A 17,764-nucleotide genomic window follows, 5' to 3' on the forward strand; every position below is an offset into this window, starting at 1 on the left:
GTTGTGTCAGCTGTTATTTAACAGATTGACTTAGGGTTCTATTTTTATGTTTATTCACAAATGTGAACGTGTAGATGAAAGTCTTGCGATTCAATTTTCTAATAATAATGAAGCAAACTTCAGTTTATTTTGGTTAAGAGATCACAGTACCGATCAGTCCAGCCTTAACCCAGATACATTACAACGAGATGTTGAAACCTTTTCCTTACCGACAGTGCCACAGGTAGAACAGTTCCAGATTATCAATAACGGCGCCCAAATACGCATTCATTGGCTAGATGGTGATCTAGTCAGCGAGTTTGATGCTAGCTTTCTTTTTAATATGGCCTGTACGCCAGTTAATGACCCCTCATATCAGTTATGGGCTAACGAGCTACAAAACCAAGTCCCAGATTTTGATTTTGAACAGGTAACCGCTAACGATGCTGCTTTTTTGCCAGTATTAGAAAGTATGGATCGGTATGGTTTAGTGACATTTTCAGGCATGCCTTCAAATATGGATGCGACTAAAAAGTTGCTCAATCAAGTCGGATATATCCGAGATACCGTATTTGGTAGTTTATGGGACTTTTCAAATAATGGCGCGCATAGTGACAGTGCCTATACCAGTGTGGGGATTGGCCTACATACCGACAGTACCTATACACTTGACCCGCCAGGCTTGCAGTTATTGCATTGTTTAGCTTTTGACGGCGAAGGAGCTTTCAACCAGTTTGCCGATGGCTTTAAAGTTGCTCAAACCATAAAAGATGAAGATCCTGCAGCTTATGAGACGCTAAAAAGAATTAAGGTACCTGCGCACTATATTGAGCCTGGCGTTCAATTGAGAGGCCAGCATGAGGTTGTGCGCGAAGATATTAATGGCCAGTTTGAACAAATTTGTTTTAATAACTTTGACCGCAGCCCATTTATGTTAAGTGCTAGTGAGCAAAAGGCTTTTTATCATGCTTATGGCCTGTTTCAGCAATTGATTAACGACCCTAAATATCAGGTGAGCTTTCAATTACGACCTGGACGTGCGGTATGGTTTGATAATTGGCGTGTTCTTCATGCGCGTAGCGCATTTAGCGGTTTCCGTCATCTTGCTGGCGGCTACACTAATCGAGAAGATTACATTAGTAAAAAGCTAACCTTAAAAGGGAAAACACCATGGCAGGAGTAATCGATTTACGCAGTGATACGGTTACTCAGCCCTGCCTGAACATGCGCGCGTTAATGACTGAAGCCCAAACAGGTGATGACGTTTACGGTGAAGATCCTAGTGTTAAGCAGCTTGAATCCTATGCAGCTGAATTACTCAATAAACAAGCTGCAGTTTTTTGTCCTTCAGGAACACAAAGCAACTTAATGGGGCTGCTGTCTCATTGTGGGCGAGGTGATGAATACATTGTTGGCAGCGCCGCACATACCTATCTTTACGAAGGCGGCGGCGCCGCGGTATTAGGCAGTATTCAGCCACAGCCATTAACGCTACAAGCTGATGCAAGCATGGATCTTTGTGAACTGGAAAAAGCCATTAAACCAAAAGATGTTCACTATGCCAGAACCAAGTTGATATGCCTGGAAAACACTCATGGTGGTCTTCCTTTACCTGACGGATATACTCAAGCCGTTAACGCGATAGCACAGCGCCATGGCTTAAGCATGCATTTAGATGGTGCAAGATTATTTAATGCTGTTGTTGACGGTAACACCAGCGCAGCAGCCTTAACGGCAGATTTTGACAGTGTTTCAATCTGTTTATCAAAAGGCTTAGGAGCGCCTGTTGGCTCGTTACTCGTAGGCTCAAATAAGTTTATCGATGAAGCTAGGCACTGGCGAAAAATGTTAGGTGGCGGTATGCGCCAAGCAGGAATGATTGCCGCTGCAGGCTTGTATGCCTTACAAAACAACATCAATCGTTTAAGTGATGATCACCGCCGAGCGAGCGAATTAGCAAGTGCGCTAGGCCAAATTGACGGTGTGAGTATCCCGTTAGGCCAGGCCAACACCAACATGTTATATGTGAGCGTTAGCCAAGCAATGAGAGAACGCCTTGCTGAGCGTGCAGCCAATTACAATATATTGCTGCCTTCAGGTGAGCAGATGCGTTTGGTCACACACTTAAATATTAATGATGATGACCTAAAAGCCATTATTGAATTATTTCAACAAGCGGCTTAACGCTAGGGCATCTAATGACACAAAACAACACTTCACAGCCTCAAGACTATAGAGTCATGGGGTTTTGGCGAGTTTGGGCGCTAGCCGTAGGTTGCGCTATTGGTTCGGGGATCTTTATGATGCCGACACTATTAGCGCCTTATGGCATGTTGGGCTTGAGTAGCTGGTTAGTTGCTGGCGCAGGTACAGTGTTGATTGCACTGACATTCGCAAGGTTAGCCACCAGAATTCCTAAAACGGGCGGTTTGTACATCTATGCTGATTCGGGTTTAGGGGCAATGGCCGGCTTTATTGTAGGCTGGTGCTATTGGATCTCCTGCTTAACAGCCGTGGCGAGTGTCGCCATTGCATTTATCAGTTATCTATCCGCTTATGTACCAATACTTGCAGAGCACAATCAAGCAGGGTTAATAGCATGTTTGGGCTTAATTTGGCTGATTATAGGCTTGAATATTCGCTCGGTTAAGGGCAGTAGCATCTTCCAAGTGATTACGACCATTTTAAAGATCGCACCCTTGTTAATACTGGCAGCATTAGGCTTAATTAACATGCAGCCAGAAATGCTACCCGAGTACAATCCGACGGAGTTATCACCGATTGCAGCAATCTCTGCTGCCACTATGTTGGTGATGTGGTCGTTTCTAGGAATAGAATCTGCCACCGTTCCTGCGGGTAATGTGATTCAACCTGAAAAGACGATTCCGCGAGCGATTATAGCCTCAGTACTGACTATTTTAGTTTTGTATATATTGGTGAGTTTAGCGGTGAATCTAACTGTGTCTACCAGTGAACTGAAAGATTCAACTGCGCCCTTTAAGCTAGCAGCTGAGCGGTTAATGGGACCTATTGGCGCAATAGTGGTGACACTGGGTGCGTTATTATCGACGCTAGGGTCTTTAAATGCCAATACCTTAATGTGTGGACAGATGCCGATGGCCATCGCAACCAATGGCTTATTTCCAAAGCGCTTTAAGCGTTTATCTAAAAATGGTACGCCAACATTTGGTTTACTGGTATCGGGCGCAATTGTCTCTGTACTATTGATAATGAATTACACCAAAGGCTTGATCGGTGCATTCACATTTTTAGTGATGATGGCGACGTTAGCGACCTTAATGGCTTACACCTTATGTGCCATTGCTGAGTTCTACTTTTTAAAACAGGACAAACCATCGGCAGCACGGAACCGCGCCATCATTCTTGGCATTGGCACCTTTGTTTATAGTTTGTTTTGTATTTTGGGAGCAGGGCAGGAAATTGTCTTTTACTCTTTCTTCCTGATTTTGTTAGGTTTGCCTATATATGCTTTACAAAGAAAGCCCAAAACCATGTCAGAGTCAGAGACAAGTATAAATGAGGAGTTACTGTCAGACTAATTGAGTGCAGTACTCACTGATAGATAACTCTCATTTAAGCTATTCCATTATTGGCCAATGTTATGTTCAAGGCGCTACAGTTATTCTGTAGCGCCTTTTTGTTAGTTTAAACAACGGGATAATCCGATATCGTCAGGCCGTAAGCATTTTATCAAGCGTTCTAATGAAGACAGCTAATCTCCATAGATTGGCAGTTACGGTTATTGATCTTAAATCATTTAGAACCGATGTAATTCAGAGCAAAGTAAGCAATCACAGAAGTCAGCATTAACAGAGCTTTGTTTTAAGCGTATCCAAACTATGCACAGAGCTTAAGCTATGCATATACTAATCACAGAACTAATCACCGAGTGAAACACAAAAGCATGCAGCAAAGAAGTCCTAAAACGCTAAGCTATTGCAGCATCAAGTTTATCTACTGAACGAGATAAACTTGATGAGAATGTTTTGAACAGAATAGAAGTCATAACAAGCGGCTCGCTGAATTAGATTCACAAGCTTTAAGCCATAGCTAACAATGCCTGTACGATGTTATCTTTAGAATGTGTTTGCCAAAGCGTGGTTGCAAAATATTTTTTAACATAGTGACTAAAAACACAAACTGACTGAGATTCTCAAATTAGGTGACAATTCCCAAAAGGTGGCAATTCCTACATCTATCCATAAACCCTATTTAACTTATATGCTTTAGATAGCTAGTTCACAATAAAAAATAATTCATTAATCCCTTGTTTAAATTGAAGTTATTACACAATTTTTAATTATGGTATTAACATAAAGTTCATGAAGTGGCATCTAGGGAGCAGTTAAGTCACGAATCTATCGCTAGTACTTCATGAACTAAATTCAGGAAGGGCGCGCATTAGTCATAATGCTGAAATATTAAACATAAAGCCGGTGATAACTTCTTGGAACATTAGTTATACTTTTCATCATGTCGTGGTGAATTGAGATGAACCCTCACATTCACAACTGCATCTATATGGTTTTAAACTTTTAATTTGAGTACACCCAAAACCTTACATTAGTTAAATTAATCAGCTTCATTCTCTCTTACAATGAAATTTATTAACATTATATTGGCAATGAGTTAATCCCCTTTCTTGGTGTCTTATATTGCTTCTCTAACATGTTGACTCACTTTTGCTGCAGTCCTCATTAGTACAATTAATCATTAATTTTGGGGTTATCAGAATTTGGTATATTTTAGTTGACCACTACAATGTAAATAAGTCTTCGGAGATGAAAGGTAAAAAAATGAACTTACTTAAATTAAAAGATGTTCTTACAATGTCAATCAATGATATAGAAGAACAGATAGGGATATTGGAGTACGAGTTAAAAAAGGAAACTACTCAGGACCACCTTGGACGGACAAGTTTAATCGATGATAGTAAATATAAAGCAGTATTAGTGGTACTAGAGCAAGCTAAGGGATTGCATTTGGAGGGGAAAACACCTTCTGGTTTGAAGCATCCTCATTAGTGTTTAAAGTAATACGGTAATACCTGTAGTATCTCGTTACTCTCTTTACACTTGGATTTTATAAGCTAGCTTATCGCTAACTCACTTATGCCCATTAACGTGACAGCAGGCTAGTTTAGTCAAGCTGAGTTGATGCTGGTTTACCATATAAAATCTTATGTGAACTACGACGCTTCAGCCGACTAAACACTGTTTCTTTCCTAGAATGAAACCCTATTCTGGGAACTTGTAATAAATAGCGTTTAGCAGGGTCTGTACAACCATAATTTTTCAAGCACTATCCTGAACAATTTCAGCACAAAACGAGCACGCCCACACTTGTTTCAAAGGAAATTATCAATTAACATCAACCACTTAAGTTGCAGGCAGTTTAGGTAAGAGGTTTAGAAACTGAGCATGCGCGTCTCGACGGATGCACAATCAGCCAACGACTTATAAAGTTGATTAAATACAAATAATTAGCTATTCCCGTGCTATTGGTCTAATGTCCTAAACGCGCAGGGCATGTATACAAAGACCAGAATCGTCTCACAAAATGGAATTTTGAATCAATGGGAAGTTATATCTACGATTTTTTAAATGACTCACTCATCTTAGACACGAGTTTGATCAGTAGGGATTATCAAGGGATTTCTGAAAAACGTTTAGTTCAAGAGCTGTCTCGATACCGAACTTTTTCCATAATGCAAATCCCCTTTGTTTCATATGATATAAGGGATAACCAAGGCAAACTGAGTTCAACGGGGTCTGAATTTTTCGCAAATGATTTAATGCTTAAGCGTGCGGCTTTGTATATGGATCAAATCGTATTACCAGACCCAATTTTTCCTTTCACAATGCCTCCACATGAACAATCAGAAGTGTTTTCTCAAATGCTAGGTTTTAAGCAAGACGGGAGTATAGATCGCGTTAAATTAGCATTTTACGCAAATCAAATCATATCCTTACGCCCACTTGTAGCTGGAAACTATGTTAAGTTTTACCCACATTCTTACCATTCTGAACCTGCAATCCAGATTCCTGGTGGGTATTCTGAGGTAGGATTTGCTGATTTACTACCTGAGTCTATATCAAAATTTTTTAATCAACGTGCGAACGTTTCATCTCTCGAAAAAATACCGAATGGGTATATGTTATGCGATGATTTATTTCCATGTCGTGGTATTGGCCTGAGTTTCGAGGGAGATTGTCGAGAAAACGTCGAAATATATAATCTTTTTGAGCAGGAGATTATATCGATGGACGACAATACTCGTACTATGCTGACTAAAATGGTTTTGCCTGATACGCCTCCAAAAGTTCGTGAATTTGATAATTGGGTTAGTCAGTCTATAAACAAAAGTGCTTACGAGTACTTTAAAAACACAGTTAACAATGTTTCCCTTGCTACTAGCTTAAATTCGTCTTACTCGAGTACCACTCAGCTTGAATCAGAATTACTCCGAAAGCATTTTTTTTCTGGTGATAAATCGATACAAGCTAATACATTTGACTCGGTAATGAAGATGGAACTACCATTTTTACAAGGTGTTAGTTCTCATGATCTTATGAGTATAAGACAAAATGATGGAGAAGAGTTTGCAAACTTTCGCCGCGAATTGGAAAGCTCGTTAAAAGAGCTTCGTTATGAAAAAGATCCTCTTATTATTAGGAGAAAAGTTGAAGATATTGAGCATGAAATATTTGAATCACAAGTTCAAAAAATCAACACAAAACTAAAAAACATTAAAAAAGTATCTTTTGCTGATTTAGGTATTGCAGCAGTAGGTTTATCGGCTAGTATCGCGACTTCAGGGGCTAGTCTTTTAGGTACTTTAGCCGCTCTAGCTCATGGCGCTAAAACTTATGGAGACTATCGCGAAAAAGTAACGGAAAATCCGGCGTTTTTTGCATGGAAACTCAAGAATAGTGCTAAACCTACATCTAGCCTCAATGCCGATAAGGTTATGCCTAAGTCAAGGACCATCTCTGGCATAACAGTTACTCACGGTGATTATGTAGTTACGCCTAAAGAATAAATCCAAGTGACGCCTACGGCACCTGATTTTGGCGTTATAAACCTGAATAAATAGAGCAATACATGATTGAAAAGTTAAGAAATATATTTTCAGAATCATTAGCTGAATTTGTTGTATCGCAGAATGCAAATATACAGGCCGGTATTTCGGAGCGAAATTTATGTGCCCGGTTGGCGATGATACTAGAACCCAAAGCTCATGAAGCTGGGTTAACTGAATATTTTGCAGATACTGAATATAATCGAAATCGTGGCAGAGTAAAGACTATTCTCGATAGAAATGCTGTTATTGTCCGAATTTGCTGTGACTTATTATTACATAGCCGAGGTCAACTAGACGCCGATAACCTCATAGCGGTTGAAATGAAGAAGGCTGAACGCCCTGCGATAGAAGAAGATGAAGATTGTGAGCGCCTAAGGATTATGACGAAATCGAATTATGATGATGTTATAATTTTAGAAGGTGAGCTTAAACCTCGGCATGTATGTGGTTACAAACTGGGTTATTTTTTATGGATAGATGCAGAACGTAGAACTTACAGACTAAAAGAGTTTGCCAACGGTGAATTTGTCTCTGAGGAAATTTTCCAGTTTTAACTCGAACAAATGAAGGGTAGGTCGTGCGCAGTCGAGTCCTTATCCAAAGAACAAGTGTTATTGCATATCACATTGCCATACTTATCCTAATGCCAATAGTCATTTCCAGAGCTTTAGCTCTAACGTATATTTGTCCAACAAAATTTAGAGTGTAGCCATTTATTGTATGGCTACGAGTTCTAATTTAGATGTAACCCAGAGCTTCGCATCGAGAGTAAACAATATTGTTTCTGTTCTTTTGAATATTCTCAATGCGGCTAGCTCGTTTGCACTCCCATTTGCTCACAGGGAATTGCTTGTCCCAAGCATTCATTAGCTGCTTTTGCTGTTTACTCATTATGTATCGCGGATAAGCTTGTTCCATATACAAATAGGTTCTTGCAATTCTGCCTCTTGAGCCAATAGTCGGCTCTACTTTTCTATCATGAATCTTTACTTCGCAACTACCAAAGCTCGAACCTGAAGAGGGGAGCATTGCAAAGTTGTAGTTAGCTCTGGTAGCGTTCACTGCGCCTACTGCTGGATACAAATTATATAAATCAGATTGCATTAAACGGTAATCGTGATTTACTTTCTCGGCACATTTACGGCCTTTGAAGCTTTTTACTTTGTTATTTACGCAACTTGGGTGGCCATCACGCCACTCTGAAAAGGTTCGGCCAAAGTTCTCTGCAGGAACAACATGCTCCCATTCAACTCTTTTGGCGCGCTTAACGTGCTTTTCAGTTGTAAATCCGCGAGGAAGTTTGATGCTTTTCTTGCTATCAAACTCTGCATTACAATAAAGCGTTACACGATGGTCGTAATAAACTTTACGTTCGAGTGTTTTCTTTGCTTTATTAAACGACTTTATGGTTGTATTGCCTTCACCAGACTGGGCAAACGTAGTTAAAGGCAGCAGTGCTGTAATAGCTATGGATAGTGCGCGGATATTCATAAGGTTCTGACTAAAATAGTTTGATTAATTTTGCCTTAACTATCAGAAGCTTTATAGTAGGAATAAGCATGATTTAATTAAACTTGCTTAATATGACTACACATTGGTTAGCATTTAACCAAAGGTATGTCTTTCCAGCGCGTAGTGTATTGCGGCGTCAGCATGTCTCTCCGCATTCCCCATTTCTGCGATATACCTTGGGCAGCGAGAAACACCGTGTCAGTGCCGTACTTTTCGTTGATTTTATCCAAGACCAGCATCTTGCTTGGATTCCTGCCGCCTTCAAATAAATCACCTTGCAGCCTGCGTTGCTGCCACAATGATTTCGCAGGTGTCATTTGTTGGGTATGCAAAATGATGAAGATACTTAAACCCCCTTGTGTGCTCATCAAAAGTCGAGTTTGACGCAAATACCAGCATGCTTTTGCACAGTGAACCTTGAGTTCTTGCTTTAGCGGCTGCAGTTGAAGCGTGTTTACTTAATGCTTGGCATAATGAAGGCAAATCAGTCACTCTGTTGCCAACACTGCGAGTTGAAAATATCTGTTTCTTGTCAGCTCTTGCTTCATCCCAAGTCTTGCACACTTCGCCGTTTAGTTCTCGTACCGTTCGTTCAAGTTCAATGCTGAATTGCTTTCTGGCGATGCCGGCTTTCATTTGCGACAACGCATAGGCATTGTGAATGTTCATTGTAGCGAGCCTTTTGGCTATGCGGCCGCCAACGCCCCAGACATCATTGGTTTTCATGGTTTTTAAAATTGCTGAACGTTGCTCATTGTTAGTAATGGCGCAAACGCCATTATAACCAGGGAGTTTTTTTGCTGCATGATTAGCGACTTTGGCTAAAGTAAGGGTTGCGCCAATCCCAACACAGACAGTTAACCTTGTTTCTCTCCAAACGGCTCGCCTAAGTTTTAATGCGTCTTCAGTTAGGCATGGTATAGCGGGGTAGCAATGCTTAAACGATAAAAAAAGACTCATCAATACTGTAGATATGCTGCTGTGGGGCAAAGCGGCCAATCACCTCCATCATAGATGCAGATAAAGAGCCGTAGAGCTCATAGTTTGAAGACAACGCGATAATACCTTTGTGCTCACACAGTCTTTTAGCTTCAAAGTAAGGACCGAACTTTTTAATTCCCGCTTCTTTCGCCAACCTGTTAGCCGCACAATACAACCATCGTTGTTACTGAGCACGACAATAGGGCGATTACGCCATTCGGGCCTAAAAACCTGTTCAGCACTGCAATAGAAAGAATTGGCTAATGTTGGAGGTAAATTTAGACAGAATAGTTTGGGTTGCGACAAGTTACTGTTTTAAAACTAAAATAATGCATGTAGTCATTGAAATACCACAAAGACCATTTGCGTCTAAAAATTTACAGTTAGTCTTTAGTAAAACAACTCTATGAAGTTAAATTACGAGACAAAAGAGAGCTAAATTTAGTAGAGGACTTTCATACTGAATCAGTGTATGGACTAGGTTCTACCGTATCAAATTCAACGTAAACCGGGATAAATAATCATTCTAACCTGCATTCGTAACTCATGAATCGAGCTATGAATGAGTACTAAAGTACCATACATACCTAACTCGTTTTTGGACAGGAACGAGACAGCTGAGAAAAAAGTTGGCATCTTGCTCAATAGATAAACTAACCCAATCCTCAACTGCCATAGAGACCCCTGCATATTCAATTCGTACTGTTCTACTCATTCTTTTTGCAAAATCAAACAACTTGACTTTAGTACTAGATTTATTTGCTAATGTGTGTAAAGTTGCACTCCATATAAGATTAACTAACTGATATAAATGATAAACACTTTCCGTATCCACATGCTGAAAGCTAAGACAGGCGATTCATTTATCGTAGAGTGTGACAATGAAACATTCTTCATTGATGGTGGAACTCGCAGTGTAGCGAAGTATTTGAAAAGATATTTACAAGAGAACGATCCCGCAAAGCTACAAGCGGTATTTGTGACACATGTGGATAGGGATCATATTGGAGGAATAGCAAAGCTATACGGTCAGTTTAGTAAATATGTTCCGAAAACAGCGCCCATTTATATGAATCACCCTGATCAGGTCGCTATAACAACTAATACAAGTGGTCTAGTGACTTATGAGGATGGAAACAGCCTCAAAGAAGTTCTTATGAAGAACGGTTACGTTCTCGATGAAGCTACAACGGGTAAAATTCTCGACTTTAATGGAGTCACAGTGGAAGTCTTATCGCCTCCATCTATAGTCGCTGGTCAACTTTTCACTGAGTGGAAAGCCAGTGATGATGGGCTCGTTTCAACTGATTTCATCGAAGTCGATTGCTCAAATGTTCCTCCTGAGCCAAAAAACAACATTTCAAGTGACATTGTAAATGCGTCCTCAATTGCACTAACTATCACACATGCGGGCAAAGCTGCATTGTTCTTGTCTGATAGCCTTCCAGAGGTGGTGTTAAACCAAATCGAAGGAAAGACAAAGTTTGATGTTGTAAAAATCTCTCACCATGGGAGTAAGCACAATACCAGTATGGCGTTACTAAGAAGAATAGATTGCAACAACTTCATTATTTCTACTAATGGGCCTAGAAGTTATGGTCATCCACATGCAGAAACCCTAGCGCGATTAATCTTATCGAGTAATGAGCATGGTTATTCGGAATGTAACATTACTTTCAACTATGAGAAAGTTTGCAGTCGCATCAAGATAAATAATCTACCAAATGGTTTTCGTGTAAACTTAATTTATTCAGAGACTATTACCTTATAATGAAAGTATTAAAGAATAGCATCAAATCAAATTTCGTAACTCTAAATTCTAATAGTTTACATGTAGGTTGTGGTTTTCTATTTAAGTCGGCAGATATCACTTACTGTATTACTGCTGGGCATGTTATCTATGGAAAAAAGTATGATGTTGAACGCGTAGTAGAAATATTAGATGTTCGCGGTCAGCGCATTGAAAGGTTTGAACAATTGACCTTTCTAGAGTTCGCGCAAAAACATGATCTTACATTGTTTAGACTTTATTCTGAAGTAGAAAACATACAGCCAGTTACTCTTTGTAACTCGATAACTAACAGCAGACTATTATCTATTTCATACATGAAACCTAGTCTTCTGAATGACTCTTTCTTCTTGGATAATGTTAAGTTCAATGATGATCTAGAAACAAATCAATTTAGATACTCGGCAGTTCCTGGGGCATTTAACAACTTTCACGATGATTCGCATGGCGCTGAAGCGATGGAAGGGATCTCTGGTAGTCCAATGTTACTTTGCACTTCAGATAATACCATCATATTACATGGGATAACGAGCAGAATACCTAACGACGGGGTGCTCGACTTTATTGAGACTAGAGATTTAACTGTTCTCAAAGAGGTTGTTGATAGTTTTGAATTCAAAAATAGCGAAGATTTTGATTGTAATCATCGGCTAATAAGCTTCAACCGCAAGCTAATAAATGAAGAAAAATTTAACCTGTGGGTTGATGAGTGGAAAAACCGCCCTGGTAATGAAGGGTATTATGGTCATTTAGAAAGTAAATTAGAAACGATTCATGGTGATTCGTACAAAGCAGAGTTACCCAAAGAGCTAGAAAAAATAATGATTGGCGATGCTTGTATCAAAAACGTAATTGAAAAAGATTCTACTCTCTTTGAAAGCTATGAAGATGTTATTGAGACTGCAGAAAGGGATAAAATGGAGAAGTACGTGAGCTCAAAACATGAAGCTCTCGAACACTACAATGATGTTTACCAAGAACACCTTGATGTAATAAACGAAGATCTGGGGCAATTTGATCTAAGTCGTACGGATAGAAGAAAAATTGCCCAATATAATGTCGCAACATGGATGGCAGTCTGTAATCTTAGGTTCAGTAAAAAATGACTATATATATTGAAAAACGACCTTATACCAGTTTTCTTTCCCCAAGGAAGTTAGACAGCTTTCAAATTGCTGCAATCATCTTTTTAATTGCATATTCTACTTCTGGACGTGCGAAGTATATTTACTTAGATAAACTTCATTTTCTATTTGATCTGTTAATATGTGATCAAGACTTCTCTAGTCTTCCCAAATTCACTATTCCTCCATGGAACATAGACAAAGAATTGAAAAATAAAGTAATAGTTCTTGTTAAAAATGAAATTATATGTCAGTCATATGACAATAACAAAGTTAGGTATTCACTAACTGAAAAAGGACTCAAAAAATTTGATGAGTTAATTGAAATTGAAGAGTTATCAATTTTAAGCTCAAAAGCAGAAGTCTTGGCTAATACAACAACAAAAACGTTTGAAAAATCTAAGGTAATCTATAATGTTTAAGATTAATAACGTATCGGCTGAAATCCATGTTCGTGAAAATAAAAACAAATACGGATTCAAATTTAACTTTAATAACGGTCTTAACATTATAAAAGGTCAAAACTCTACGGGAAAGTCAAGTATATTGTCTTGTATTTATTACAATTTAGGTATGGAGCAGTTACTTGGAATGAGTACAAGTAAGACTAGCCTATTGGATAAATGTTTGACTAGCGAGTTTGTTTATAAAGATACGACTTACAGCATTACACAGTCGATGATAAGACTTGAGATAGAGAATCATAACGGTGAGATTGCTTTGATTGAAAGACCTGCAATGTCGCCAATTGAAGATGATAGAAACACAATTATTGTTCAACAAGATGGTAAAGTCAGTAAATACTACCTTCACTCTGCAAAAGATCACAGTCATAAGTTTGGTTTTTATACATGGCTTCAAACATTCATTGATATAGAATTACCAAGAGACCCCGAGACGAATAAGAACACATTATATTTACAGAATGTATTCTCTAGTTGCTTCATAGAGCAAACTAAAGGTTGGTCTGATTTTATGTCCCAAATGCCTTCTTTTAATATTAAAGATGCAAAGAGGAAGTTGGTCGAGTATTTATTATCATTACAGTGTTTAGAAAATGATATCGAGAAAGATAGATTATCTACCGAAAAAGCTGAACTAGTAGAAAGCTGGAATCAAGCAGTTAAGGATTTCGACAGGGTGGATTACTCTCTTTCATACGTAGTAAATGGACTTGGAAAAAAATTCGAAAAATCAAAGATCGATTCTTTGTTGAACCTCCAACTTAAAATAAAGATGGAGTCTGACTGGTTAGATGTAAAGACTGCACACAAGTTAAAAACTGAAGAGCTAACTAAGTTAAGAAAAATAAATCGAGATATTGAAAAACGAAAGGATCTCAGTGACTTGAGTGAGAATCGAAAAGACCTTAAAGTAAAGCTTTTGCAACTAAATAGAGTCAAATCCTCGTTAGACCGTGCGTATGCAACCGAAAAATACAAAGTTAAGAACTATACAGACCACTTAACTAGACTTTCTGAAGAAAGGTCTAACATTGTTGGTTCTAGAAAGGTTGACGAATTGATTAGTGAACTTTCGTCATCAGATAATTGTCCGCTATGTGACAATACAATTACTGCAATATCTCCAAATAAGGTCGTAAGCCAAGATAACTATGAGAGTTCGTTGAAGTATATAGATAGTAAAATATCAATGATCTCCAGCTACCTAGATAGCTTTAGTAACTTCGAAGAAGACTATGTCAAAGACTGTAACTACTATAATAATCTTATTCACTCCACTAGAAATGAGATAACAAACCTTGATCGCGACTTGAATTCAAACGTAGATAAGTCTTTACACAGGTCACTAATTCAGCAAGAGCTTGTCACTTCAAATTTATTGGATAGACTTAATGTTTTGGCTGGAGAGTTTGAGAAGTTTAAAGAAAATATCAACAGTCTTAACACTCGAATAGTCAATATAGACAATGAGATCAGAGGCATAAAGCAGTCTTTTGGTAGTGATGAAGAAAAAATTAACTTATTCCAGAAAACTTTTCAAAGTTACTTGAAAAAGTTCCATTACGAGAGTAACGAAATTCATAAGGTTAAGATTAATAGTAAACAACCATTTAAAGTTTTTCCGAGCGTCTTTAATGTCGCAGCAGGTAGTGCACAACCTATTCGATTAGCGTCATCTGCTAGTGATTTTATAAGATCTGAGTGGGCTTTTTATCTGTCATTGTTGTTTAAGTCTAGTGTACACCCAGGCGTATTGATCTTTGACGAACCTGGTCAGCATGCAATGAGTATTGACTCTATGACTCAATTACTTGAGGAATCAGAAAAATTTAAAGATCGTCAACTTATATTTGCAATATCAAAGTTCTACAAAGGGTATGGAAAAGAAAAACAAGATTTCTTTATAGACAATATCACAGCTAATTTGGGGCGCTTTACAGAAATAGAAATTGACTCAGACGACCAGAAACTAGTATCTGAACTATAAAATCAATTAGGCACCTATTATTTAGGTGCCAACTATATTATCTGGATATTACACTAGAAAAAAGATGATTAATTATTAAAGCTGAAGCAATGGGGTCAGATCTTGCTTTTCGTTACTCATTACTTTTATATATCAAAGTTACCTGAACAACTTTGTGAGAACTTCGAGGCCTAACTGTGGAACATTACTTTCCTAATTGTGTGGATAGTTTGATTAATTACGTTGAACATGTTCTTGCTGAGTTCAGCGCCTTGAAAAACTCCCATAGTAGATAAAAAAATACGCCACTAGACAAGCTTATAGCTCACTACGACTCCAATAACAAGTCTATGCACATATGAGTTACAGGCAATAAGGAGGAAATAACTGTGAAGAGCGTGTTGGCTTACTTTTACTAATCGATAAATGGCAGTCATTGATCGCTTTCGATTCAGCATCAATACCAATGCTCACATTGCTCATTTTTGTGCGTATTTATCCGGCAATACTCTTTTAGAGTACCTATAAATCAATAGCTTGTATACTGTAAAAATTAAATAATAGGTGTATTAATTGTGCATGCGCGTTTTCCCAAATACGTGCGAATGCGCACGATATAAATGTCAGGCGAACAATCTACCCAGTAAATCAAGCAAGGAGCATTTATGGCAGAAATGACAAACCCTATGGATTCACTAAGACTATTGCAGCAAGCGATAAACGTAAGATCAGTATCTTTCCAAAATTGCGAAAGCTATCCTGAAGTTTCAGTTCTATACGATACACCTAATGATACTGCTAGGTTCACCTATGCTTTGTTCAACGGTGACATTGCTCAATCAATTGCTTTGTTTGTGCTTACTGAACCAGTCGAGGGCATTCCTTGCTTCCAAATGGGGTGGGCCACAATTGAGAATGAAAGGGGTAAAGGTCTAGCAACTAACATCGTTTCAAAAGGTCTCGAAGAGTTAAAGAATGGTATGAAACGCAACGGTATCAGTAAGTTCTTTATTGAGGCTGTTATTTCAGAATCAAATTCTGAATCTGTTAAATTAGCGTCTAAGGTTTTCACGGAAAAGCCATCATCCTGCACGGATTCTTTTTCTGGTGATAATGCGCTCCAGTTTCTACAGGTGGCATAGTGAAATCACCTAACAAGGTCAGCCAGAGGGACCACAAAAACTCCCCTTAGGCTCTGGTTTTTCGGCCTCTGCTGACGGCGTTACTGCATGGTCGAACACCATAGATTAACTTAGCCCACGACTCAAATTTAGAGCCTGAGTTCTAGCTTGTTTTGTCCATAAGCGATTTAAGGCGCACCTATTTCGTATACTAGTTTCAAACTTGTGCTTCATATCGGAAGAACACGAAATTATTTCTGCTGCGCTTACACGTTTGCACTCCCATTTTGCTTATATACAAGGAGATTAGTGCTGGATAAAGTGCAAACCTTCATGTTTGAGTTATTAACATAGAACAAGCACTCGTTTTTGTGATTTTTTACTGCGTTCCAAACCTGCAGAACCTTTGCACTATTAGGTTCATCTGAAGGAGAGGGGAGTTATAAAAAATCGGAATCTTGGTCTTATTAGTAGTTCTAATGAGTTTTGAATCTAATTGGCTTACCTTAGATTATAACTATTGCGCTAACTGACTACTTCAATAAAATATCGGGCTATTCCTTCTCTAAAGGTTCTTCCGCCACTAGTTGCATTCTTATAGTGATAGCCCCTGATATCAATCATCATAGCGCTACAATACTGCCAGTGTTTTGCATCCCGAGAATAATCTAGTTGTCCTAATAAGCTGCCAGCCCTTTTCAGATTATCTAGTGAATATTGATTATCGATTAGGTCATGAATAACCAAGCCAAGTGCTTGCCAGATTTGTGTCGAGTAGTGAAAACCGTCACGGTTGTATTTCAGTTGTTTTTGGCAAGACTCTAGCCACGCAGAGAAAAAAATAATGATGGCGGGTTTAATTCTTTCTAGTCGAGGTCTATCTATGGTGCTGCCATCGGATAGCTGATTGATGGTTTTAGTAGACATTCTAAGCCTACTTCCACCAATAGCGGCTAGAATCATATGCAACATAGTTGATTCAGTTGTAATGAACGGATCACTTTTTGTAACTCTTGTGGCTTTTGAAGACATTCCCCCAAATTTATCCAGCCTAAGTTCTTTCTCTAGTTGATAAATTAATTCCTTAATGGGTGAGTCACTAGTTATTCTTGCGAGGTTAACGGAGTGTAGCTGAACTTCTCTTTGATTAAATATTTTACACAACCGTAAAATATCACTTTGTTCTAAGTTATTTTTTTCATCAAAAATAATTGTAAGATGTAGATAATGACCGGCAAGCATCTGTCTTACGCGGGGATCAACTCCCTTTTGCTTTTGATTTACAACGAAATTAGGAAATTTCAATTCATAACCTAAGAGGTTCATGATTGCACAATAGGTCAAAATCCCATCAACCAGAAATGCTCTCTGAGGCTTGTATCTTATTAAATCTAATGGGGCCTTTCTCTTAGAAAACAAACTCTCATCACTTACAGCAATAGTAAGCGATAAAGGAGTACTGAACTGTTCCGAACACAACCCATGAACAATTTCTTCTTCTAACCTTTTGATTCTATTTTGGTTAGTTGAATTAAGTAATTCTGAAAAAATAAGCTCGAGGTCTTCTGGTAGGCTTTCAAATGGAGAAAAGTAATTTTGAACCTCAGTAGAAGGGATTAAACACAGAATAGATTTACCATTTCCGTACTTCTGGTCTGCCGATAACCCCAATACTTCAATCTCTGAACTAAGCAATTGTTTTTCCAGAATTAACATTTAGATT

The 17,764-nt window shown here is 38.5% G+C and carries 15 protein-coding genes and 1 pseudogene; 11 read left to right on the forward strand and 5 right to left on the reverse strand.

What is annotated here, in order from left to right; genetic code table 11:
• The first annotated feature begins 46 nt into the window (after positions 1 to 46).
• The 6 genes from K5Q73_RS09710 (at position 47) to K5Q73_RS09735 (ending at position 7,638) form a co-directional block, all read left to right on the forward strand.
• Positions 47 to 1,162: a TauD/TfdA family dioxygenase gene (locus K5Q73_RS09710; protein WP_220760557.1), complete on the forward strand. Its 1,116-nt coding sequence runs from the start codon at positions 47 to 49 to the stop codon at positions 1,160 to 1,162.
• Positions 1,150 to 2,163 carry a low-specificity L-threonine aldolase gene (ltaE, locus tag K5Q73_RS09715; protein WP_220760558.1) on the forward strand — a complete coding sequence of 338 codons (1,014 nt, stop codon included), beginning with the start codon at positions 1,150 to 1,152 and terminating at the stop codon, positions 2,161 to 2,163. The genes K5Q73_RS09710 and ltaE overlap by 13 nt, the downstream gene beginning before the upstream one ends.
• A gap of 14 nt (positions 2,164 to 2,177) precedes the next feature.
• On the forward strand, positions 2,178 to 3,539 hold the full coding sequence (locus K5Q73_RS09720) for an APC family permease (RefSeq protein ID WP_220760560.1): 1,362 nt from the start codon (positions 2,178 to 2,180) through the stop codon (positions 3,537 to 3,539).
• 1,257 nt (positions 3,540 to 4,796) lie between these two features.
• Entirely contained in the window at positions 4,797 to 5,024 is a 228-nt protein-coding gene (locus tag K5Q73_RS09725; RefSeq protein WP_220766140.1) for a hypothetical protein, read from the forward strand.
• Between the two features lie 551 nt (positions 5,025 to 5,575).
• On the forward strand, positions 5,576 to 7,042 hold the full coding sequence (locus K5Q73_RS09730) for a hypothetical protein (protein ID WP_220766141.1): 1,467 nt from the start codon (positions 5,576 to 5,578) through the stop codon (positions 7,040 to 7,042).
• A 62-nt stretch (positions 7,043 to 7,104) separates the two neighbouring features.
• Entirely contained in the window at positions 7,105 to 7,638 is a 534-nt protein-coding gene (locus K5Q73_RS09735) for a hypothetical protein (RefSeq protein ID WP_220760566.1), read from the forward strand.
• Positions 7,639 to 7,822: 184 nt separating this feature from the next.
• On the opposite strand, the gene K5Q73_RS09740 is transcribed toward K5Q73_RS09735, so the two are convergent.
• From K5Q73_RS09740 to K5Q73_RS21865, 4 genes and pseudogenes are all read right to left on the reverse strand, one after another.
• Positions 7,823 to 8,575: an endonuclease gene (locus K5Q73_RS09740; RefSeq protein WP_220760567.1), complete on the reverse strand. Its 753-nt coding sequence runs from the start codon at positions 8,573 to 8,575 to the stop codon at positions 7,823 to 7,825.
• 107 nt (positions 8,576 to 8,682) lie between these two features.
• Positions 8,683 to 8,964 (reverse strand): DUF4113 domain-containing protein, encoded by a 282-nt coding sequence (locus K5Q73_RS21855; protein ID WP_374706835.1) that lies wholly within the window; start codon positions 8,962 to 8,964, stop codon positions 8,683 to 8,685.
• Positions 8,867 to 9,556: a hypothetical protein gene (locus K5Q73_RS21860; protein ID WP_374706836.1), complete on the reverse strand. Its 690-nt coding sequence runs from the start codon at positions 9,554 to 9,556 to the stop codon at positions 8,867 to 8,869. The genes K5Q73_RS21855 and K5Q73_RS21860 overlap by 98 nt, the downstream gene beginning before the upstream one ends.
• A pseudogene (locus tag K5Q73_RS21865) lies at positions 9,534 to 9,883 on the reverse strand (hypothetical protein). The gene K5Q73_RS21860 and the pseudogene K5Q73_RS21865 overlap by 23 nt, the downstream one beginning before the upstream one ends.
• Before the next feature lie 529 nt (positions 9,884 to 10,412).
• On the opposite strand from K5Q73_RS21865, the gene K5Q73_RS09755 reads away from it, so the two are divergent.
• The 5 genes from K5Q73_RS09755 to K5Q73_RS09775 all read left to right on the forward strand — a co-directional run bounded on the left by K5Q73_RS09755 (position 10,413) and on the right by K5Q73_RS09775 (position 16,062).
• Positions 10,413 to 11,348, forward strand: a complete 936-nt coding sequence (locus K5Q73_RS09755) for a ComEC/Rec2 family competence protein (RefSeq protein WP_259650737.1) — start codon at positions 10,413 to 10,415, stop codon at positions 11,346 to 11,348.
• The gene (locus K5Q73_RS09760) at positions 11,348 to 12,472 is read left to right on the forward strand and encodes a hypothetical protein (RefSeq protein ID WP_220760571.1); all 1,125 of its coding nucleotides are present in this window, start codon (positions 11,348 to 11,350) and stop codon (positions 12,470 to 12,472) included. Before K5Q73_RS09755 ends, K5Q73_RS09760 begins: the two co-directional genes overlap by 1 nt.
• Positions 12,469 to 12,912: a hypothetical protein gene (locus K5Q73_RS09765; RefSeq protein WP_220760574.1), complete on the forward strand. Its 444-nt coding sequence runs from the start codon at positions 12,469 to 12,471 to the stop codon at positions 12,910 to 12,912. The genes K5Q73_RS09760 and K5Q73_RS09765 overlap by 4 nt, the downstream gene beginning before the upstream one ends.
• Positions 12,905 to 14,941 carry a hypothetical protein gene (locus K5Q73_RS09770; protein ID WP_220760575.1) on the forward strand — a complete coding sequence of 679 codons (2,037 nt, stop codon included), beginning with the start codon at positions 12,905 to 12,907 and terminating at the stop codon, positions 14,939 to 14,941. The genes K5Q73_RS09765 and K5Q73_RS09770 overlap by 8 nt, the downstream gene beginning before the upstream one ends.
• 644 nt (positions 14,942 to 15,585) lie before the next feature.
• Entirely contained in the window at positions 15,586 to 16,062 is a 477-nt protein-coding gene (locus K5Q73_RS09775) for a hypothetical protein (RefSeq protein WP_220760577.1), read from the forward strand.
• 504 nt (positions 16,063 to 16,566) lie between these two features.
• Here the strand turns inward: K5Q73_RS09775 and K5Q73_RS09780 are convergent.
• A complete protein-coding gene (locus K5Q73_RS09780) occupies positions 16,567 to 17,757 on the reverse strand; it encodes a DNA sulfur modification protein DndB (protein ID WP_220760579.1) in 1,191 nt (396 codons plus the stop codon).
• Positions 17,758 to 17,764 lie beyond the last annotated feature (7 nt).

The sequence above is a fragment of the Shewanella sp. MBTL60-112-B2 genome, from assembly GCF_019655055.1.
Lineage (GTDB): Bacteria > Pseudomonadota > Gammaproteobacteria > Enterobacterales > Shewanellaceae > Shewanella.